Annotated in this window: 23 protein-coding genes and 2 pseudogenes; 24 read left to right on the forward strand and 1 reads right to left on the reverse strand. The window is 45.6% G+C overall.

The window, feature by feature from the left end; translation table 11 throughout:
* Positions 1-160 precede the first annotated feature (160 nt).
* The 24 genes and pseudogenes from EST42_RS09315 (at position 161) to EST42_RS09410 (ending at position 21,692) form a co-directional block, all read left to right on the forward strand.
* Positions 161-376, forward strand: a complete 216-nt coding sequence (locus EST42_RS09315; protein WP_134645170.1) for a hypothetical protein — start codon at positions 161-163, stop codon at positions 374-376.
* A gap of 24 nt (positions 377-400) precedes the next feature.
* Positions 401-628: a DUF2922 family protein gene (locus tag EST42_RS09320; RefSeq protein ID WP_134645171.1), complete on the forward strand. Its 228-nt coding sequence runs from the start codon at positions 401-403 to the stop codon at positions 626-628.
* A gap of 171 nt (positions 629-799) precedes the next feature.
* A pseudogene (locus EST42_RS09325) lies at positions 800-1,863 on the forward strand (MFS transporter).
* A 255-nt stretch (positions 1,864-2,118) separates the two neighbouring features.
* Entirely contained in the window at positions 2,119-2,850 is a 732-nt protein-coding gene (locus EST42_RS09330; protein ID WP_134645172.1) for an amino acid ABC transporter ATP-binding protein, read from the forward strand.
* Positions 2,851-2,866: 16 nt separating this feature from the next.
* Positions 2,867-4,330 carry an ABC transporter substrate-binding protein/permease gene (locus tag EST42_RS09335; RefSeq protein WP_134645173.1) on the forward strand — a complete coding sequence of 488 codons (1,464 nt, stop codon included), beginning with the start codon at positions 2,867-2,869 and terminating at the stop codon, positions 4,328-4,330.
* A 79-nt stretch (positions 4,331-4,409) separates the two neighbouring features.
* Positions 4,410-5,261, forward strand: a complete 852-nt coding sequence (locus EST42_RS09340; RefSeq protein ID WP_245150459.1) for a metallophosphoesterase family protein — start codon at positions 4,410-4,412, stop codon at positions 5,259-5,261.
* Positions 5,262-5,314: 53 nt separating this feature from the next.
* On the forward strand, positions 5,315-6,376 hold the full coding sequence (locus EST42_RS09345) for a GNAT family N-acetyltransferase (protein WP_134645174.1): 1,062 nt from the start codon (positions 5,315-5,317) through the stop codon (positions 6,374-6,376).
* Between the two features lie 267 nt (positions 6,377-6,643).
* Positions 6,644-6,889, forward strand: a complete 246-nt coding sequence (locus EST42_RS11240) for a hypothetical protein (protein WP_245150460.1) — start codon at positions 6,644-6,646, stop codon at positions 6,887-6,889.
* The gene (locus EST42_RS11245; protein WP_245150461.1) at positions 6,874-7,029 is read left to right on the forward strand and encodes a hypothetical protein; all 156 of its coding nucleotides are present in this window, start codon (positions 6,874-6,876) and stop codon (positions 7,027-7,029) included. The genes EST42_RS11240 and EST42_RS11245 overlap by 16 nt, the downstream gene beginning before the upstream one ends.
* Before the next feature lie 3 nt (positions 7,030-7,032).
* On the forward strand, positions 7,033-7,530 hold the full coding sequence (locus EST42_RS11250) for a hypothetical protein (RefSeq protein ID WP_245150462.1): 498 nt from the start codon (positions 7,033-7,035) through the stop codon (positions 7,528-7,530).
* Between the two features lie 24 nt (positions 7,531-7,554).
* Positions 7,555-7,695: a hypothetical protein gene (locus EST42_RS10640; protein WP_167711222.1), complete on the forward strand. Its 141-nt coding sequence runs from the start codon at positions 7,555-7,557 to the stop codon at positions 7,693-7,695.
* A gap of 64 nt (positions 7,696-7,759) precedes the next feature.
* Positions 7,760-9,268 carry a helix-turn-helix domain-containing protein gene (locus EST42_RS09355; RefSeq protein WP_134645175.1) on the forward strand — a complete coding sequence of 503 codons (1,509 nt, stop codon included), beginning with the start codon at positions 7,760-7,762 and terminating at the stop codon, positions 9,266-9,268.
* Positions 9,269-9,454: 186 nt separating this feature from the next.
* Complete coding sequence (locus EST42_RS09360) at positions 9,455-10,330, forward strand: hypothetical protein (RefSeq protein WP_134645176.1); 876 nt, start codon at positions 9,455-9,457, stop codon at positions 10,328-10,330.
* Positions 10,323-10,469 (forward strand): hypothetical protein, encoded by a 147-nt coding sequence (locus EST42_RS10645; RefSeq protein ID WP_167711224.1) that lies wholly within the window; start codon positions 10,323-10,325, stop codon positions 10,467-10,469. Before EST42_RS09360 ends, EST42_RS10645 begins: the two co-directional genes overlap by 8 nt.
* Entirely contained in the window at positions 10,469-11,779 is a 1,311-nt protein-coding gene (locus EST42_RS09365; protein WP_209019489.1) for a glycosyltransferase family 2 protein, read from the forward strand. The genes EST42_RS10645 and EST42_RS09365 overlap by 1 nt, the downstream gene beginning before the upstream one ends.
* 10 nt (positions 11,780-11,789) lie before the next feature.
* A complete protein-coding gene (locus EST42_RS09370) occupies positions 11,790-12,917 on the forward strand; it encodes a glycosyl hydrolase family 8 (protein ID WP_134645177.1) in 1,128 nt (375 codons plus the stop codon).
* The gene (gene wecB / locus EST42_RS09375) at positions 12,910-14,013 is read left to right on the forward strand and encodes a non-hydrolyzing UDP-N-acetylglucosamine 2-epimerase (RefSeq protein ID WP_134645178.1); all 1,104 of its coding nucleotides are present in this window, start codon (positions 12,910-12,912) and stop codon (positions 14,011-14,013) included. Before EST42_RS09370 ends, wecB begins: the two co-directional genes overlap by 8 nt.
* 121 nt (positions 14,014-14,134) lie before the next feature.
* On the forward strand, positions 14,135-14,629 hold the full coding sequence (locus EST42_RS09380) for a YbaK/EbsC family protein (protein WP_134645179.1): 495 nt from the start codon (positions 14,135-14,137) through the stop codon (positions 14,627-14,629).
* A 2-nt stretch (positions 14,630-14,631) separates the two neighbouring features.
* Positions 14,632-15,351: a hypothetical protein gene (locus tag EST42_RS09385; RefSeq protein WP_134645180.1), complete on the forward strand. Its 720-nt coding sequence runs from the start codon at positions 14,632-14,634 to the stop codon at positions 15,349-15,351.
* Between the two features lie 20 nt (positions 15,352-15,371).
* Positions 15,372-16,046 (forward strand): HD domain-containing protein, encoded by a 675-nt coding sequence (locus EST42_RS09390; RefSeq protein ID WP_245150463.1) that lies wholly within the window; start codon positions 15,372-15,374, stop codon positions 16,044-16,046.
* A 9-nt stretch (positions 16,047-16,055) separates the two neighbouring features.
* Complete coding sequence (locus tag EST42_RS09395) at positions 16,056-17,441, forward strand: MDR family MFS transporter (RefSeq protein ID WP_134645181.1); 1,386 nt, start codon at positions 16,056-16,058, stop codon at positions 17,439-17,441.
* Positions 17,442-17,694: 253 nt separating this feature from the next.
* A pseudogene (locus EST42_RS09400) lies at positions 17,695-18,206 on the forward strand (sugar transferase).
* An 86-nt stretch (positions 18,207-18,292) separates the two neighbouring features.
* On the forward strand, positions 18,293-19,024 hold the full coding sequence (locus tag EST42_RS09405; protein ID WP_134645182.1) for a GntR family transcriptional regulator: 732 nt from the start codon (positions 18,293-18,295) through the stop codon (positions 19,022-19,024).
* A 208-nt stretch (positions 19,025-19,232) separates the two neighbouring features.
* Positions 19,233-21,692, forward strand: a complete 2,460-nt coding sequence (locus EST42_RS09410) for a phosphoketolase family protein (RefSeq protein WP_134645183.1) — start codon at positions 19,233-19,235, stop codon at positions 21,690-21,692.
* 79 nt (positions 21,693-21,771) lie between these two features.
* Here EST42_RS09410 and EST42_RS10745 read toward each other — a convergent pair.
* Positions 21,772-22,068, reverse strand: a 297-nt coding sequence (locus tag EST42_RS10745) for a hypothetical protein (protein ID WP_209019490.1), incomplete at its 5' end; no start/stop codon positions are given.

The following is a 22,068-nucleotide window of genomic DNA, read 5'->3' on the forward strand; positions in this document are numbered from 1 at the left end:
AATGAACAATTAAACGACCTACCAAAACTAAATCCAACGACTTTGCGACATTTTGTGTCCCTCGTTTCGTTAGTATAGGTGTCAGCAAATAACGCTGATAACTCAGAACGAGTCGAAGTGGCCATGGGTACTCAAAATCAAAATGCGGGGGACAGAAAAAATGTCAGAAAATCAAGTAATGGAAGTTGTAAAGGTACGTTTCACGGGAAATCACCCCGCCAACGACAAGATGATCACCCGGACGTTCTACGTCAAGCCAGGGACAGCGGAGGCGCAACTGCGTCAGCTCGCCAAGGTTGTCGAAGTCTTGGGTGTGGAATCAGCTGTGACGGAAATCAAGGTCGTCGCCGCCAAGAACGTGCCGGTTGTTGCGTAATTCAAAACGAGGAGGAATTTTAACATGAAGACATTAGATTTGGTATTTGCAGCTAAGAACACGGACAAGCCAGGGGCTAAGGTACACTGGAAGTTGAAGGACGTTGACGAGAATTTGGCACCAGCCGCGGTTGAACAAGCCATGCGTGACTTGGCCAGCTTTGATTTCTTGGTCGACGCTAAGGGCGTGCAACGCTTTGGTGACTCAATCGGGGCAGCTTATGTCTTAACCACTAAAAGTCCACTATTCTAAACGAATTTCAAACGGTCATCCAGGAATGGATGACCGTTTTTTTGACCATTTGCGATTAAAAATAGCAGAATAAGTGAATTCGGTTGCAAGCGCTTTCAAAACAAGCGTTATAGTTTATGTGGAGGTTGGTTGTATCGATTAAATTTGGGTTCATAGCAACAAGGATGGGTAGTGTCAGCGATTTTGCTGGGAGCTATCATCGGTGCAGCTGTTTTTTGACCATCATCAGATAAGTACGGTCGTCGTAAGTTGGTGATGGTTTCATCACTTATCTTTATCGTTGGAGTGTTGGGATCAGCCGCCGTTCATAACTTTTAGTTGTTGGCCTACTTTTCTAACTACGCGTTGTCAGGCTTTGACCTTGGTTGGCGCTGGATGTTGGGATTGGCCGCTGTCCCATCAATTTTGATGTTCTTTGGTGGTATCACACTGCCAGAATCACCACGTTACTTGGTTCGTAAGGGTCAAGAAAACGAAGCTTTGGCTGTTTTGACAAAGTTGCAAGACAATTCAGAAGCCGCTAAGGATGAATTGGCTGACATTAAGTTGCAAGCCTCGATGGCTAACGGTGGTTTCAAGGAATTGTTTGGTTTGATGGCCCGTCCGGTCTTGGCCATGGCTATGGGGTTGGCAATCTTCCAACAAGTTATGGGATGTAACACGGTTTTGTACTATGCCCCCAACCATCTTTACTGATGTTGGATTTGGTGTCATTGCCGCTTCGATTACCCATATGGGAATCGGAGTCTTTAACGTTATCGTGACGTGGGTTGCCATGAAGATGATGGACAAGGTTGATCGTAAGAAGATGTTGATTTAGGGTGCCTGGGGGAATGGGTATTTCACTCTTCACCATGTCATTCTCAATGCACTTCTCAGGTCAATCACAAGCTGCAGCTTACATCTGCGCGATTGCGTTGACGATTTACATTGCTTTCTTCTCAGAAACTTGGGGACCGGTTATGTGGGTGATGATCGGTTAGTTATTCTCATTGAACAGTCATGGTTTGGGTAACTCATTCGGAACCGTTGTTAACAGGGGTGCTAACGCCATTGTTTCATTGACATTCCCACCATTGTTGAACTACTTCGGTACGGGTTTATTGTTCATCGGTTATGCCGTACCATGTATCGCAGCCATCTGGTTCGTCAAGCACTTCACGATTGGGACGCGTAACCAAACGTTGGAGCAAGTCGAAGCTGACTTGTGGTCACGTGCCCACGCAAAGGGTTGACGCGAAGACGAAGCAAACATTACAGAACACACTGCACGCTAAGTGTTGTGCAAAGAGAGAACTTAAGGCCCACTATTCAATTAGCGGCCTTTTTCTGTATACAGAAAATTTTTCTGAAACCTGTAATCGTTGTAATACCTGCATTTGCGCCTGCTTTTGTCCGTGATAAATATACAAAAACAAAGAAATTCATTGCATAAAATTACATGAATTGGTAATATCTATTCATCGAGTACGAAACAAAGGAGTAGCAAGATGGCGATTATGACGATTAAGAATTTGCACAAAGCGTATGGGGATAAAACCATCTTGCGCAATATCAACGCAACGGTTGAAGAGGGTGATGTGATTGCCTTGCTCGGACCTTCTGGAACTGGTAAGTCAACATTGCTACGTGGGTTAAACATGTTAGAACAACCAACGTCTGGTGAAGTTATTTTTGAAGGGCAAGATATTACGCAAGCCTCAGAAAGTGAATTAGATAAGATTCGCCAGGATATGGGGATGGTATTCCAGAGTTTTAATCTGTTCCCAAATATGTCGGTGATTGAGAATGTCAAAATCGCCTTGGTTAAGGTCAAGGGCGTGGCTGATGCTGAAGCAACACAGACGGCTGAAAAGTTTTTGGCGAAGGTTGGCTTGGCTGACAAAGCGACGGCATATCCAGCATCCTTGTCTGGTGGGCAACAACAGCGTGTGGCGATTGCCCGTGCTTTGGCGATGAACCCAAAGATTATGTTGTTTGACGAACCAACCTCAGCGTTGGATCCAGAAATGGTTGGTGAAGTATTGAAGACGATGCGTGAATTAGCACAGGAAGGCATGACGATGTTAGTCGTTACGCACGAAATGGGCTTTGCACGTGAAGTGGCATCAAAGATTTGGTTTATGGCCGATGGTGACATGATCCAATATGATACCCCGGAGGCGTTCTTTGAGCACCCGGATTCAGACCGGACGCAAAGCTTCTTAGCGAAGATGTTGTAAAAATGAGGGTTATTATATGCAAAAATGGGTAACGAAAATCATGGCCGCGGTCATGACAATGATGATGTTGGTTGGCATGGTCACACCAGCGAGTGCGGCACGAACCGATCCCGTCCTAGCGAAAATTGAAAAAAATGGCAAGCTGGTTGTTGGTACGTCAGCTGATTATGCGCCATACGAGTTCCACTCGACTGTTAATGGTAAAGATAAGATTGTCGGGTTCGACATTTCGGTTGCCAATGAAATCGCCAAGCGTTTGGGCGTGAAGTTGGTCATTCAAGAAATGAGTTTTGATGCTTTGTTGGGGGCTGTAATGACAGGTAAGGTTGATATGGTCGTGGCCGGGATGACGGCAACACCTGAGCGTGAACAAGAAGCAGCATTTTCGGAGCCATACTTCGTTGATAAGAACGTGGTGATGACGCTGAAGAAGAATGCCAACAAGTTGAAGAATTTAAACGATTTGAAGAAGGCTACGTTGGCGGCACAATTGTCATCGATTCAAGAAGACGCTGCTAAGAAAGTGGACGCAAAGAAAGTTGTGTCATTAAAGAAGGTTAACGACGCCGTGACGCAGTTGACGCAAGGTAAAATTGACGGTGTCGTTGTACCGGATACGACAGCTGCAAGCTACATGGGTGACAGTACGCAATTCGCCGTTGCGAAGGCGACTTTGCCAGGTGAGACGAATGGTTCTTCAGTCGTGATGGCCAAGAATGCGACGGTGCTGCAAAGCAAGGTTAATAATATCTTGGAAAAGCATGTTGTCGGTGCGCCATTGGACAAGTGGCATGATGAAGCGGTTGCGTTGATGAACCACAAGGAATCATTCTTTGAAAAGTATTATCCTTACTTTGTTAAGGGAACCATTAACACGGTTGGTTTGGCTATTATCGGTGTGTTCTTTGGGATTGTTTTGGGGATTTTGTTGGCGTTGATGAAGCTTTCAAGCGTTAAGCCATTAAAGTGGTTCGCAGTCGCCTACATCGAAGCTGTTCGTGGTGTGCCATTGTTGATTCAGGTGTTCATTGTTTACTTTGGTACGCAAGTCATCGGCTTGAACGTTTCAAGTTTCATGGCCGGTGCCATTGCGATGTTCTTGAACTCTGCTGCATATGTTGCTGAAATTATTCGCTCAGGAATTCAAGCCGTACCCGCTGGGCAAACAGAAGCTGCGCGTTCGCTAGGTTTCACGAAAATGCAAACCATGCGATACATGGTGTTGCCACAAGCGATCAAGAATATCTTGCCAGCCTTGGGTAATGAATTTGTGACGGTTATCAAGGAAGGTTCAGTGGTTTCCGTTATCGGTGTTGGTGAATTGACATTCCAGACGTCAGTTGTGCAAGGTGCGTCATTCAAGCCATTCATTCCGTTGATTATTTCAGCAGCAATTTACTTTATTTTGACATTTGGTATTAGTCGTTTGTTGGGTCGCTTCGAGAAGAAGATGCAACAGTCAGATCGTAAGTTAATCTAATGTAACACCACAATTCCTTTTTCAGGGAACTGTGGTGTTTTTCGATTTACAATGAAACTTAATTAACGGGAGGTGACGAATGATGAAGAAAGTAGCGGTTTTGTCGGATGTACATGGTAATGTGACGGCGCTTGAGTCAGCCATTGCAGATGCGCAAGCGGCGGGGGCAGATGAGTATTGGTTCTTAGGGGACCTGTTCATGCCAGGACCAGGCACACACGATATTGTCGAGATGTTGCGTAATATTAATGTTGCAGTCTGGCTACGTGGTAATTGGGATGATTTCCTATTCGCAGCCTTGGAACGTACGGTTGACTATAACAAGCCAACGCGTGTTTACACGGCATGCTTGGCAGCTTACGTGATGCAAAACATGCCACGTGAGGACTGTGACTTCATCATGGCGTTGCCGGTTGCGGATACCCACAATGTAGAGGACTTGGCCTTTACGCTATCGCACAATTTGCCGCAGAAGAATTCTGGCCATGAATTGCTACCAACGAGTGATCAGTATTATTTCGATGCTCTGTTCATGTGGCGTGACGCGGACGTAGCGATTTATGGACACACGCACCAAATGATTTACCGCACGGCATCGGATGGACGCGCCATTTTGAACCCGGGTTCAGTCGGTAGTCCGTTCTCATTAAAACGCAAGATGTGTCAGAACCGCGATGCCCGATACTTAATGTTGGCCGTCGATGGCACCCACTTCGCCTCGGATTTTCGTTCGATTCCGTATGATCAAGCGACTGAAATACAACTGGCGATGGAACGTACCCTCCCTTATCTGGAGTTGTACCAAAGCTTGGTTTATGAAGGCTTAGGTTACGTCCACGATGCCGGTACCGTTGGGGAGGTGAACCGTCGCTTTGGTTATGTGCAAGAAACCAAAGACTTACTTAGCGAGTTACGACAGGTATATCACTAGGCATCTGCGATATAATTGAAGTACTGAATATTGACGATAGGAGGGCGTGCCAAATGGATGCGACGCGCTATACAGATTATGAACAATTAGTCCGCATGTTAAATGACGCGGAAATCGTGCCAATCGTGTCGGGTGGCTTTGCTCTCGAAATTTTGTCGGGGTACGACTTAGATAGTAAGATTGCCCCATTAATTATTGAAGATGACTTTTGGGATGATGAACCATTAATTGATTCCATTATGCAGGCGGCCAAGTTTGAACGGCTTGATGTACCTGAATTGGTGTACAGCAATTTTGATAATACGTTATCAGTAGCTTACATGCCCCAAAGTGCAGTGGAACCGTTGATCGGCCACAAACTGCCAGGTCAATTTATCTTTACGCACACTGAACCAGAGTTCCGCGTGTTGACGACTTATGACCTATATAACTTATTCGGTCATTTGATTGGTGATCCAGATCGTAGTGAGAAGTTGCGTCATAGTGATGCACAAAAGTTGCGTTTCATGAAGCAATTGGGTTACATTTTTGATCGTTTCCCAATGCGTCAAATGAATGCAACGCACCCGTTGATTGATGTACATTTCGAGTTCCTGACAGATAAGGACTTTGATAAGGGTGATCAGTTGATTCGCAAAGCCTTCGATGATGCGAATTACAGTACCGGCGAGGAAGAAAAACTAGTCCGACGGTTGCGTGCTGGCCAACCATTTGGCAAGCGCCCAATTGAAATCGTGGCGAAGCGTGGAGACGAAGTTCTAGGTTATGTGATGGTGTCAGGTGCGACCGTGTCTGATAATCGCACGGGTTCATCGATTGGTGTTGTCGGCCCAGTTGTCGTTGACCCGTTGTACCGGGGCCGGGGGATTGGTTGGCGGTTGACGCAAAATGCCGAAATCGCCGCGCGTTACGATGGCTACGGTGTCTTGGCGGCGATTGGCTGGCCAGGCTACTGGAACCAGTTTGGTTATATCCGCTCATCGGAGTTTGGGGTTACGCCAGCGTTTGAAATTACGCCTGAATTCTTCATGGTGAAGGAACTTTATCCATCTGTTTTATTGCGGACGAATGGTATTCTCCGTTTCCCTGATGAATGGCAATACGATCAAGAATAGTTTTAGATGAAGTGGCTGGGACAGAAGACTCTGTCTCAGTCTCAAAAGCCGCCAATATCCCGATTTAAAATCGGAAGATTGGCGGCTCTTAAGCGTGTTCCGAAAGGCTGAACCTTTAATATAACGCCATTTGACCCACTCTCTTTTTTCGCATAATCCACAAGTTTTCAAGACAATTGGACAATATTTTTCGGCACGATAATAGTACAATGAATAAAGATTAAATTGAGGTGAACTTGATGGAACCACTATTAACAGGATTAGCCCTTGAATAAGGATATGATGGCCGCGCCTAAGGAAACAGTTAGCAAGAAGTATGGTTGGGACTGTGGCGTCGTTAACCGCCAAGCAATCGTTGATGCAACGATGTCAGTGTTGGAACGAATGGATGAGTTGGCTGCATTAATTGATGTCCGTGACAATGAATTGTATGAAGCCGACCGCGTCCGTATCTTGTCATTAGCAACGAGCCTAGGATTGGTGACACAGTTGCTGAATTGTCAGCTCGTTTGACGGAATTCCGTATGCGCCTGATGTTTGCACCGTTGAAGTTCTATGAAGGCAATCGTGAGATGTTGAAGTTGGTCGCTGAAAACATTGTTGATTCATATGATGTTGTATCAGAGGATCCCGTGATCGAAACGGCTTTGTAAGATTTGCGCGAACAAACAAGTGAAGAACCAACGGCTGAAGGTTATGAAAAGATGATTAAGTCATTCATTCGCTTTGTGTCAAAGTTCCGTGAGTCAAACGTGATGATGTTGGGGCAATTGATGCAATCAATGCATCGTGAAGCCGAGGTGTTTGGCTTCAGTACTGACCCAGAAATCGTGACGTTCTTCCAACAACTCGATATTGTGGTTGCGGGTGCGATTCGACCTGATGAATTCATGCCCATCACTGAAATGTTGAATGATTTTGAGCCAACGATTACGTCACGCTTGGTTGAATTGGCGCCGCTTGAAACATTGCACCAGTTCACAGTCAACGTGATTGCCGGTGTGCAACAAACGCGTCAAGAGGGCATGTCATTCGGTGTAGAAGCGGACGAAAAACTGGACAAAGCGTCAGATGAGCTAAATCATGGTATGCTAGAGCGTGAGCAGTGCCGTATGATCCTCCGAGGCATTCGAGAATTACACGTACAAGCTTAATCTAAGGAAAAGCGAGTCCTTGCCATGGTGCAAATTATTGTGAGTCTAGTCGGCCTGTTTGTGGCTGCATCATTAATTGTGGTTGGTAAGGACATTCGGCGACCAATTCTAACGATTGCCGGTGTCCTCGTGGCTGTTGCGGCAGTGTTATATTGGTTGCATTAAGCAAAAAATATTGTTAGTGCTGATATAATCGTCTTAAAATTTGGTGTTTAAATGGGGAATACGTATGGAATGGATCTGGACAACGCAGGAACAGAATCGCATCTCAGTCTTTCGATATATGGTGCGCAATCGCTTCACCAGACTAACGGACTTGATGGCTGAATTTCAATTTTCACGCTATATGGTGGTTTCAATCATTGAACAGCTGAATGAAGATATTGCCGTCTTGACGGGTGAGACAGATATCCTGGTGATTGAAAAAGGCAACGTCATTATCTTCGATGCGCCACTAAATGTCTTGCCAGTTGATGAATTGAAACATTATTACCTCTCGCAATCGACACGGGCGCAGATCATTATGCACCTAGTCGCTGAAAATTTTGACTCTTGGGAAGACTTGGCGTTTGAGTTGAACGTATCAACGCCGACTATCTATAAAGAGCGGGCTATTGTTGTTGAACACTTGGCGGAACAAGGCATTACCTTGAATAAAACCCATCAATTGGTTGGCCAGGAAGAAAATATCCGTTTTCTACGGCTCACATTGTTAACCATTTACAATGGGCAACGCACTGAAGAAATTCCAGACCGCGTAAAACGGGTTGTGAATTATTATATTGCTAGCTTTATTACGCCCGAATTTGGTGATTTACGTGAATCGCAACGTTGTATCATTTGGCATATGGCGGCGATTTGGACGATCCGCTTCACACACCAACATTTTGTGACCGCTGCGTATACCGACCAATATTTAGTGCCAACGCCTGAGATGTCACCCCAAAGCCAACGTGTCGTTCAGGCAGTTAAACAATTGATGGGGCGTAGCGGCTTACTGTCGGCGGAAGCGTTAGACAACGAAGCGCGATTTATTGTCCTGATTTTACACAGCTTAGGGCTTTTTGCTACGACGCAGACCCATCAAGATGTGACGGACCATGTGATGCAGTGGTGGCAAGATTTCGATGATAGTGTGCAGGCGAGTTATCAGTGCATCTTTTATCGGCCACTACACGGGATAGAGTCACGACGCCTCACGTACACAGTTGGTGATAGTTTAATGCGCTTCTTGATTTACCCGTACGGGCTTGGTGATGGCACATATGATATGCAACATTTCGCTGAGTTTTCGAACCGTTATCCGTTATCGACTGAATTGGGTACGGAAATTGTGCGGCGGTTTGCGGCCCAGCGACAGGTAAGCGCTGACAAACTGAAGACGGTTCTGTTAACGAACTTGGTAGCCGGCATTGCGACGACGAGTACGTTCTTTATCGATGTACCGAAAGTGCATGTTGCACTTGATTTTGGTGATCGTGTGAATTTCGAGCGGTTGCTCCTTGATCAATTTGGGGAGGTCGCGCGGACGACCATTCAAATTTCGAACCGGCTTACGGCGCACACCGACATTTTGCTGACTGACGTGCCCCGCGATAGCCAGGGACATGAGGCCGTTTATATTTGGCGTGGCATTGAGTCGCGGGCTTATATTGGCCGGATTTTGGACGAGATTAACCATATTGGCATGGTGAAGTTCAACGAATGGCGTCGAAAACAAGTAAATCTAACTGAATGAGACAAGTCTCATGATAACGGTTGCGTATGTTGTCATGAGGCTTTTTTTGTACATATACGGCCTGGTAAAACAGCCGACTTTATATTTTTTCGTTGTTTTTTTTAAAGGCATTTTATTAACCAAGCTACCTAAACGTGGCAGGATATAACTCGTTTACTTTTGGTTTACGGAAAAGGAGGTTTCCGAATGATTTCGAGAAAAAATTTAATCACGCGTAGCCACTTTGCAATTTTCGGTTTCACCACCGCACTTATTTTATTCATTTGGTTGGCAGGGCTAACCTCTGGTGTTGTCCAAATGGCGACTGTACTACTCGTGATTTTAGGAATTGCGACGGGGTTGATGTTGCCGAGCATCCTCACAACTTGGTTAGCCATACTCTTTTTAGTGATTAGTGTCATGGTATTGCTATTGGGCACTTTCGTGATGGATGTGACCGCCAAGCTTTTTCTGATTGTTGCGTTTCCGGGGGCTATTTTCCTAACGAGTAGCTTACGGACCATCGGTGGGAGCTTTGGATGGTTAGCGGAAAATGAGCACAATATTGCCGCGTTTACGAAAAATTACCACCCGGGCTTAAACCTGCAACGCTCGTATAATGCGCACAAAATTTTTGCAAAGGCCGTGACCCGATTCGACGGTGAACCTGGCTTAGCCGATATGTCACTTGATGTGACCGGCATTCATTGGGCTCATAGTGAACAGTACCAGCAGTTTAATCCAGAACAATACAACGATGTGTTAGCGCAAGCCGCCAATGTCTTGAAAGAGCGCCGTTTGCCATCTGAATTCCTCTACATTTTAGATGATGACATGTTGCTGATTTTGTCGTTTAGATTACCGCGTGAAACGTATGACTATTTGACGGCTGTGACGAAGATTGATTTAGCCTCGATTCGAGTCGGCGATTTCCGCCCGCAGTTCCAGTGGGGCCACAAATATATTACGACTGAAAATATACAGGACTATCAAACACTAGACGACGCCATTAAGCATATTCGCCGTGATATGGAAACGGATTTAGTGACGGAGTACATGAAGAAAGGAACGTTAGATGATTAATGTATTTTACTGGTTAGCCATGTTTGTTAGTGGCGCCTTCTTAGTATTAGCTTTTGTGTTATTTGTCATGGAGTGGACAATTTATTCACGAGTTGAAGCAACCATGTACAAGTTGTGGGAGCAGCGGGGTACCAACTAATGGTGCATCAAGTGTTATTAATCATCACGTTGGTATCAATTTGGCTATCTCTCACAATGTCGATGGTCACGTTGTTCGGTGCCATTCATTTTTGGTTGAAGAATAGTACCAAAGAGGTGGCGATTACCCCATTGAGCCGTTATCCGACGATTTCAATTGTGGTGCCGGCACATAATGAAGACGTCGTTATAGCTCAGACGATGTCAGCTATATTGAACCTCAATTACCCCGCTGACAAAGTGGAATTACTGCTTTATTCAGATAACTCTGATGATCATACCGCTGACGAAATGCGACGTGTTCAGCAATTACCAGCGTATCGTGACCGCAATATTGTGATTGTGGAACGAACGGGTAAAGGTGGTAAGGCGGGTGTCCTCAATGATTCATTAGAAATTGCGACGGGTGAATATATCGCCGTGTATGATGCGGATGCGATGCCCGAGCGGAATGCGTTGTATTTCTTGGTGCGCAAAGCCCTTGAAGATCCGGAACGCCACGTGGCGGTCTTTGGCCGCAACAAGACCCGTAATGCGGAACAAAACTTGTTAACCCGCTTTATTAATCAGGAAATCGTCGTGACGCAACGGGTGCAACACATTGCAATCTGGCATCTATTCAAGATTGGCCGAATTCCAGGTACGAATTTCATCATTCGCAAAGATTACGTCACCGAAATCGGAGGATGGCGTGATGGTGCGTTGACCGAAGATACCGATATCTCATTCAAGATTATGCAAAGCGGCAAGTTGATTGCATTGGCTTACACTTCAGAGGCGTTCCAGCAAGAACCCGAACACATTAAGGACTATTATTACCAGCGCTTGCGTTGGGCAAAAGGCAATTACCAGGTTGTGATCAATAACATCAAACATTTGTTTGATCGGAGTAACTGGCGCGTCAAAATTGAAACGTTTTATTACGCCGCAACCTTCTTCTGGTTTAATGCCGCGATTTTGTTGTCAGACATTCTCTTTGTGGTAAACGTTGCGTTCTATATTGCTCGTCTGTTTAATCCAGCCATTACGATTCCCTTTACGTTCGGCACGAATAATGTGCTCCTAGCGCAAGTGTTGTTGGTGAACTGGGTATTAATGATTCTGTTGTATATGCTCCAGATTAACATTGCCATGGCGACGCAGTTTGGTCAGGCAACGACGAAGCAAATTTGGTTGTCGTTCCTGTCGTATTTCACATATACCCAACTGTTTATGGCCGTGTCTGTTCACGCGGTGTTGCAGGTGATGGGTGATGCGTTGTTCCACCGTAATGGTAATGTTTGGGTGAAAACAAAGCGTTTTAACGATTAGCGAGGAGACCATGGTTTTAAATAAAAAAATTTGGGTGGCCGGTGGCTTGATTATCGTGGCTTTCACAGCAATCCTGGTGTACGCCCGTTTACATAATGAACAATCAGTCACTGCCAATACGTATCAAACGTGGCAAAAGACGTTCGTGACGCGACAATCATCCCAAGCAACGTACGTAAATACTGGAGCTGGCGATAAAAAGATGGCGCTGTCAGAAGCGCAAGGTTTGGGCATGCTGATTACAGCGCAAGCCGGGCGCAAAGGCTGGGCGAGTCAGACGGACTTTGATCACTTGCTGGCCTACTACCAACAAAATCGGTTGATTGTGGATGAACAACAAACGCACTTAATGAATTGGCGGCAGCGCGATGTTAAGGGTGCGTGGCGCACCGACGAACATAGTGCCACGGATGGGGATTTGTATACCGCTTACGCCTTACAGGTGGCCGCATCGGTTTGGCCAAAGCAAGCAACAACCTATAATACATTGGCCAAAGCAATCGCGGCGGATATTCTGCGTTACGAGTACAACGACCAGCAACACATGCTGACTGTTGGTGATTGGGCAACGGTTGATACGGCAGCTTACCGGGTGATGCGGACGTCTGACGTGATGCCAAGCGTGTTCGCATCGTTGGCCAAGTTAACGCATGATCAACGGTGGGGGCAAGTTTCTGACAGCATGTTGACTAAGTTAGCCACGTTAAGCAAGCAACATAAAACGGGCTTAGTCCCTGACTTTGCGGTCGTCACCAAGCAAGGTGTTCGTGCCGCTAAAGCCAAGGAAGTTGCGACGAAACAAGATGGCCACTATGCCTATAATGCGGCACGCGTGCCGATGATGTTGGCAGATAGTTTTGATCAACGTGCTGTGCAAATTAACCGTCGTTTGATGCACTTCTTTGATCAACAAACGCAAATATTAGCAGGTTATACCGTAACGGGTAAGGCGTTGTATAAATATGAATCAAATGTCTTTAGCGCCCCAATCTTTTATGCAGCACAGTCAGATACTGACCGCTATGGCGCACTTTATAAAACCAGCGCGACAATTTATAACCGCTCAGTTGCGCAACAACCTTACTATGATGCAACGCTCACAGCATTAGTTGCTGTAGGAGGATTCAAAAATGATTAAAGTAATGACTGTCTTTGGGACACGACCAGAGGGGATTAAGATGGCTCCAGTGGTGAAGGCCTTGGAGGCTGACGAACAGGTGACCCCGGTAACGGTGGTGACTGGGCAACACCGTGAAATGCTGCAACAAGTGCTGGATATTTTTGATGTGACACCTGACTATGACTTGGCTATTATGGAACCGAATCAAAGCTTAGCGAAGATTACGAGTAAAGTACTGATGGGGATGGATGATATTCTGACCACGGAGCAACCGGATATTGTGTTGGTCCATGGTGATACGAGTACTACGTTGGCCACAAGTATGAGTGCCTTCTACCATCAAATTCCAGTTGGTCACGTGGAAGCTGGTTTGCGAACATGGCAAAAGTACTCACCATTCCCAGAAGAAATGAACCGCCAGTTGACGGATCGAATTGCAGATGTCTACTTTGCCCCAACGCCACTGAGCGCGAATAACTTGGCGCGCGAAGGCGTCGATGCTGATTGTATTTTTACAACGGGTAACACGGCGATTGATGCGTTGCAGTACACGTTGCAACAAGATTATCATCACGAGGTACTGCAACAGGTTGATCCCAACCACAAGATGATTTTGCTGACGATGCACCGCCGTGAAAACCAAGGCACACCGATGGCAAATGTTTTCCGCGCGGTCCGTGATATTGTGGCGGATAACCCTGATGTTGAAGTGGTGTATCCGGTACACTTGAGTCCAGCGGTGCAAAAAAAAGCACGTGAGATTTTGGCCGACGTTGACCGGGTACATTTGATTGATCCGCTTGACGTGGTGGACTTCCATAACCTGGCGGCCCGTAGTTACCTCATCATGACGGATTCAGGTGGCGTGCAAGAAGAGGCACCGTCATTGAATGTGCCCGTGTTAGTGTTGCGTGATACGACTGAACGGCCTGAAGGGGTTGATGCTGGGACGTTACGTTTGACTGGGACTGACTATGACACCGTCAAGACAACAGTCGAAGAACTATTACATAACAAAACAGCCTATCAAGAGATGGCTGATAATTTGAATCCGTATGGGGATGGTCACACAGCTGACCGTATCACGCGGATTATTAAAGATTTTATTCAATAACTAGAAAAACCGCCGATTCATTGAACGACGGTTTTTTTGCATGTTTAGTGATTGAGGCTGTTAGAGTGCGCGAATAAAGCGTATATTATATAGTTATCGGTTATAGATTGGAGAGTTGAAAATGGCAAAGAAAGAACGCATTAAGAAGATTTTGGTCGAACAAATCTTGGATAAAGCGAAGATTCCATATGAAAGTATTGTTTTTGCAGGCGGCATGAATCGCAACCAGGCAGAATTAGATAAATATGACCTGACGGATCATGATATTTATAAGACGTTGGCGTTGACAGGTAACGTTACCGGACCTGTCATCGGAATTGTGCCAATGGATGCTCACATAGACGAAAAGAAGTTTGCGGTCGTATCTGGTAACAAGAAAGTCACGATGATTCCAACGAAGGATTTGCAAAAGACGACGGGTTACATTCACGGTGCCAATAACCCAGTGGGGATTTGGCAAAACAAGAAGTTCCCCATTTATTTTGATAACATCGCCAAGGAAGCCGGTACGATTACCTTGTCAGCTGGTGAAGTTGGCCGTTCAATTCGGGTTGATGCCGAGCAATTGGCCGAATTTGTGCACGCCCAATTTGCGGACATCAGTACGGACGCTTAAGTATGAGTTGGACCATTCTCTGGCAGTCGTGGTTATTCATTGTTGGCATCTTTTTCGTTTTGCCACTCGTGGGTAGTGCGTTGATTTCAGTGATTACCACCCGAACCAACCAACATTTGAGGCGGACGTTCGGTCTGAATGCACCGCTGATTTTTGGCTGGTTTGGCGTCATAGTTCATGAAATAACGCACGCCTTCGTGGCGTTAATTTTTGGCCACCACGTGGATAAGATTCAGTTACTCCAGAATCCGTTTAAAGACGGTAATGAGAACCGAATGGGTTACGTGTCCCATGCCTGGCGTCCGGATAATAAATACCAGCAAGCCGGCAATTTCTTTATCGGCATTGCGCCAATCTTTGGTATCGCAGCAGCGAGTTGGGGTGTTACCAAATTGGTGTGGCCCCAGTTATTGTTAAGTTATTACACAGGTGAAAGCGTGATGACTAATACAGCTTGGTGGCAGGTTGCGGTTTGGGCATATTTGATTTTGAATTTGAGCCTCGCTTTGAATTTAAGTGGGGCGGACTGGCAAAACACCAAGAGCGGCGTAATTTGGTATTTGATTTTTTTGACCATTGTTGGGGTGATTACGGGGCTAACGATTTCGGATGCCTTTATGATTTGGGAGACGGTTGGCCGTCCGGTTGCTTGCTTCTTCGGTGGCCTGTTGGGTGGTAGTTTTGTGTTGTATTTGCTAACGGCGTTAATTGGTCGTCGTTAAACAAGTGGGGGAGTAATATTTTGACAGCAGTAGAAGAACAACAATTAGACGCGATGACGGCTTTTATGCAGGCTGTGTTAGGCGAGGATGACACTGGGCATGACACGAGCCATATTGATCGGGTTGTTGCGTTAACAAAGCACATTTTAGCAACAGAACCAACGGCTGATGCGTTTATTGCGATTGCAGCGGCAACGCTGCATGATACGTATGATGACAAATTATTTAAAGATGTCACAAGCGCCAAGCAAGTAGTTGCCACAATGTTAGGGGATAATGGGGTTAATGAGGCCAAGCAGGCTGAAATTTTTCAAATTATTGATAATATGTCGTGGAGTAAGCAACAGTTTGGTAACCCAGAGCCGTTGTCATTATCAGGACAAATCGTTCAGGATGCCGATCGCTTAGACGCGATTGGGGCAGTGGCAACGGCCCGCGCTATCCAATACGGTTCGGTAAAGCGCCGCACGTTGTACGACCCAGCGATTAAGCCACAGATTTTTACATCCAAGGCTGATTACCGGGCAGCAAATGACGAAACGACGATGAATCATTTTTATGAGAAGTTGTTCTTACTAAAGGATTATTTGAACACACGAGAGGGAAAGCGAATTGGGATGAATCGGGATCGTGCGATGCATGATTTCGTTGTCCAATTTGAGGCTGAATGGGCTGGAACAGATTATCTAGACTAGGAGGCATACATGAGCGGAATTTCTAAGAAAGAGCGCGGTGTGTTAATTATTTTGATTGCAGGGGTCTTCTTGGGCTTCTTGAATCAAACGTTAATGAACACAGCCTTGCCACAAGTCATGGCAGACTTTCATATTTCAACGGACTTGGGTCAATGGATGACCAATGGTTATATGTTGGTAAACGGTGTGATGGTGCCACTGACAGCGTATTTAATTCAACGATTAAAAACGCGAACATTATATTTAAGTGCCGTTGCAGTCTTTGCAGCGGGGACGATTATTGCGGGACTTGCGCCAACTTACCCAATCTTGATTTTGGGTCGTATGGTGCAGGCTGCCGGTGCCGGAGTGTTTGGACCACTGATGAACGTGGTGGTGATGAACTTATTTGCGGCTGACCGTCGTGGTGAAGCAATGGGGATTATTGGGTTGGCGTTGAATTTTGCCCCAACGATTGGACCAACGTTATCTGGACTTGTGGTATCAAGCCACTCATGGCGTTGGTTGTTCTTGGGGATTGCCCCATTGATTATTTTGGATTTGATTTTGGCGTCGATTTTCTTGAAGAATATCGGTGAACAAAAGTTCTTGAAGTTTAACTTCTTGGGGATGGTGCTTTCAAGTATCGGACTGGGTAGTTTACTGTACGGGTTCTCAAATGCCGGAACCGGTAACTGGCTGAGTCCGGATGTGTGGGCGTTCTTGTTGATTGGTATTGTGGTAACGACGGTGTTCGTTTACCAACAAACTCATTCAAAGATCCCGTTGTTGAACTTTGATGTGTTCAAGTACCACAACTTTACGATGGCCACGTTGATTAACGTGGTTTTGATGGCCGCTTTGTATGGCGGGGCATTGATGTTGCCGCTCTACATGCAAACGGTGCGTGGCCAATCCGCTTTTATTTCTGGGTTGGTTTTGCTACCAGGGGCGTTGATTACGGCGTTCCTGTCACCAACGTCAGGTAAGTGGTACGACGAATTCGGTGTGAAGCGTTTGGCACCAATTGGCCTAGGCTTTGTGGTGATCGGAACTATTATCTTGGCGACGTTGCAATTGGATTCACCAATCTGGTTGCCAGCGGTTGGACAATTTGTCCGCCAACTTGGTTTAGTCATGGTAACGATGCCAATTCAAACTGAGGCCTTTAATTCATTGCCATTGGAAATTGTGCCAGATGGTTCAGCAATGTATACGACAATCCGTCAGGTGGCGGCTTCGTTTGGAACAGCAGCATTGATTACGGTTTATAGCTTGACGTCCGTGTCAGCACCTGCCAAGACAGCGCAAGCTACTGCTGACCTGATGGGTATACACATGGCATTCTGGATTGCGACCGGGCTAGTGGTGCTCGCGCTGGGGTTGACGCAACTCTTCAAAAAGCGTGATATCTAAATATATCTTGTAAAAGTGACTGATTGTGGTCGCTTTTTTATATACGTGTATTTTATCAGTCTTATTTTGTTCGATAACTCACCCAAGACCGTTACGAGTTCAGTCATCCTAAAAGACACACCCTTTAGGGATAAGTATCGTTGAAAATAACGACATTATCTAACACGAGGGAGTGTTTGGGAATGAAAGGATATGGAAACGCACATTTGATATCTTGGGTGCGGTGTTTTTACTAACGTTGGCTTGTGTACCAATGTTAGTTGTGGTCTTGTTGATCAAACTTGAATCACCAGGACCAATTTTGTTTAAACAATTGCGAGTGGGACGACATTCAAAACCATTCTATTTGTATAAGTTCGGTCAATGCGGGTTGATACGCCGGAAGTGGCGTTGAATGACTTGCATGGCCATAACTATGTCACATTTATTGGCCGAATTATGCGTGAAACATCGGTTAATGAGTTGTCACAGCTGTTCAATGTTTCAAAGGGTCAAATGAGTTTTATTGGGCCACGTCCAGTGATCGTAGCAGAAGAAGAAGAGTTGGTCTCGGAACGTTGTAATCGCAAGGCGGACCGATGCTTACCAGGGATTTCAGGCTGGGCGCAAGTCAACGGACGAGATCGGGTAACGATTTTGAAAAAGGCCATGTATGATGCGGAATATGCGTTAGACATTAACTTGTGGCGTGACATTAAAATTCTATTTTTAACAATTTGGAATATCTTGTTCGCCCGTGGAGCTGTTGAAGAAAAAATCCAGTAAATATCTTAAAAGTGGTCCAACCAAATGTTTTGGTTGGGCCACTTTTGTGTTAAGATAAAGTCCGAAATAAAGTAGGAGGCAGATTGATGCCGGAGGAAGTCCTTTATGTGAAGGTGTTGGGTGATTTGAAGGTCCGCATTTATAGTGGTGAATTCCCCAATTTAAAGCTGCCAGATGAGCGATCGTTGGCATCATCATACGAAGTGTCACGTAGCTCAATTAAACGTGCGCTGAACGTTTTAGCCCAACAAGGGATTATTTTTAAAAAGCGTGGATCAGGTACGTTTGTAAACCCGCTGTATTTAAAGAACCAATCGATGTTTCACTCGATTGGTAACAATCTAGGTGTGTCTGATTCCTATCGTTTTAACGGTGAGTCACCGGCTATCGAACTGTTGTCGTTCGAGACGGAACAAGCTGACGAAGAAACCCGCTTGGCATTATTCCTAGAAGATGAGGAAGAAGTTTACCGAATTAAGCGTCTCCGTAAGTTACAGAATCAGGCATTTATGATCGAAAACGCGTTGGTACCGGTAAAGTTGTTACCAGCGTTGACGGCGGAAGATCTCGGCCATTCAATGTTCCACTACGCTGAAGAGACAACTAAAAAAGCAGTTACGAAGTCATTTATGACCGTGACCGTTGAACCATCTAGTGAGGATGATCGTGACCACTTAGCCCTGTCTGAGGTTGAACCTGTTGGTGTCATGGCTGGTATTTACTTCTTGGACGACGGGACGCCGTTTGAAGTTGGTTCAATGCGTGTGCACTATAAGTACATGCGTTACAACAGTTTCGTCAGCTTAGACGGCGAATAGGGCGAAATTCACAATTTGTTAAAAATGGCGCAAATGCGATGGAACTGGCATTTGCGGGTGGAAAATAAGAAAAGCACAAAATTGGACCGCACCAATTTTGTGCTTTTTATTGTACGTAAATTTGAAATCTGTTATTATAGTATTTGTAATCCAGAAGATAACTTCTGCGATTGAACCTTTCTCAAAATTATAAGGAGATTTAATCAAAATGGCAGTAGATTTTGATTCAAAGGAATATCTTGCTAAGGTTGATGCTTGGTGGCGTGCTACCAACTACCTTTCAGCAGGTATGATCTTTTTGAAGAGCAACCCATTGTTCTCAGTAACTAACACACCAATTACGGCGGACGACGTTAAGGTTAAGCCTATCGGTCACTGGGGGACTATCTCAGGACAAACTTTCCTTTACGCTCACGCAAACCGTTTGATCAACAAGTACGATTTGGACATGTTCTACATCGGTGGCCCTGGTCACGGTGGACAAGTTATGGTTACGAACTCATACTTGGACGGTTCATATACTGAAAACTACCCTGAGATCACTCAAGATGTTGAAGGTATGTCACGTTTGTTCAAGCGTTTCTCATTCCCTGGTGGAATCGGATCACACATGACTGCACAAACGCCAGGTTCTTTGCACGAAGGTGGAGAGCTTGGATACTCATTGTCACACGCAACTGGTGCCGTTTTGGATAACCCAAACCAAATCGCATTTACTGTTATCGGTGACGGTGAAGTTGAAACTGGTCCTTCAATGACTGCATGGCACTCAATCAAGTTCTTGAACCCTAAGAACGACGGTGCTGTTTTGCCAATCTTGGACTTGAACGGATTTAAGATTTCAAACCCAACGATCTTCTCACGTATGAGCGATGAAGAGATCACGAAGTTCTTCGAAGGTTTGGGATGGTCACCACGTTTCATCGAAAACGATGACATCCACGATTACACGGCATACCACGAGCTTACTGCTAAGGTTATGGACCAAGCAATCGAAGACATCCAAGCAATCCAAAAGGACGCCCGTGAAAACGGTCGTTACGCAGACGGCGAGATCGCAGCATGGCCTGTAATCATTGCTCGCTTGCCAAAGGGTTGGGGTGGTCCTACTCACGACCAATCAGGAATGCCAATCGAAGATTCATTCCGTGCCCACCAAGTGCCACTTCCTTTGGCACAAAAGAAGTTGGCTACGTTGCCACAATTCGAAGAGTGGATGAACTCATACAAGCCAGAAGAGTTGTTTAACGCTGATGGTTCATTGAAGGCTGAATTGGCTGAAATGGCACCTAAGGGTGACAAGCGTATGGCTTCAAATCCTCTTGCAAACGGTGGACGTGCTCGCGGCGAAAAGGCTGAAGATTTGGCATTGCCAGACTGGAAGTCATATGCTAACGACATCAACGAGTCAAACCGTGGAACTGAATTGGCTGACTCAAAGCGCAACATGGATATGAACGTGTTGTCAGGATTCTTCGCTGAAATCTCAAAGATGAACCCAACGTCATTCCGTATCTTCGGACCTGACGAGACGATGTCAAACCGTCTATGGGACATGTTCGAAGTAACGAACCGTCAATGGATGGAAGAAGTTAAGGAGCCAAACGACCAATACGAAGCCCACGAAGGACGTATCTTGGACGCTCAATTGTCAGAGCACCAAGCTGAAGGTTGGTTGGAAGCTTACACGTTGACTGGTCGTGTTGGTGTATTCGCATCATATGAGTCATTCCTACGTGTAGTTGATTCAATGATTACACAACACTTCAAGTGGTTGCGTCACGCCTCAGAGCAATCATGGCGTAACGATTACCCATCATTGAACTTGATCTCAACTTCAACTGTATTCCAACAAGACCACAACGGTTACACTCACCAAGATCCTGGTATGTTGACGCACTTGGCTGAAAAGAAGTCTGACTTCGTTCGCCAATACTTGCCAGCCGATGCTAACTCATTGTTGGCTGTGTTCGGTCGTGCATTTACTGAGCGTCACAAGGTTAACCACGTTGTTGCATCAAAGCAACCACGTCAACAATGGTTCTCAGTTGCTGAAGCTGAAGAATTGGCAACTGAAGGTTTGAAGGCTATTGACTGGGCTTCAACTGTTGCTGAAGGCGAAGAAGCTGATATCGTATTCGCATCTGCTGGTGTTGAGCCAACTATCGAAACTTTGGCAGCTTTGAACTTGGTTAATGCTGCATTCCCAGCCGTTAAGATGCGTTATGTAAACGTTGTTGAATTGCACCGTTTGCAAAACAAGAGCGGTGAGATGAACCACGAGCGCGCTTTGTCAGATGACAAGTTCAACGCTTTGTTCGGTGAGTCAGGAACGCCAGTTGTCTTCGGATTCCACGGATACGAAGACTTGATCGAGTCAATCTTCTACGAGCGTCAACACTTGGGCTTGCACGTACACGGTTACCGTGAAGATGGTGACATCACTACGACTTACGACATGCGTGTATACTCAAAGTTGGATCGCTTCAACCAAGCTAAGGATGCTGTTGCCGTATTGAAGGCTAACGGTGTTGTTGAAGCTGCTGAAGCTGATGCATTTGACAAGAAGATGGATGACATCTTGGCAAAGCACTTCGAAGTTACTCGTAACGAAGGTCGCGACATCGAAGAGTTCACTGACTGGAAGTGGACTGCTTTGAAGAAGTAATCTACTGCCGTACGATTAATTCTAAAAGTAAATAAAACTAAAGCTGGCTTCGGTCGGCTGCGGTAATTAAAGACCGCTACTAATTCTGTATGGAGTTAGTAGCGGTCTTTTTTGGCTCTTTGTCAAATGGTGTTGGTCGGAGAAAATTTTGACTAAAATCGTCGATTATTGAGTTTTTATAATCTGGATTGTGTGGATGATTGGCAACATCCAGTCGCCCACACAACCCAGATTTTTTCTTTTTAAGCGGGAATGGTTCGTGGGTGAACCAATTGTGTGCGGATGCGAAGGAAGAAGTTGAGACGACTGCGGTAACTGTAGGCTTTCCAACACACCGTCTAAATTCTTGCTGAATGTTGATATTGCAGTGTCCATG

It is taken from the genome of Weissella cibaria (assembly GCF_004521965.1).
Classification (GTDB): Bacteria; Bacillota; Bacilli; order Lactobacillales; family Lactobacillaceae; genus Weissella; species Weissella cibaria_A.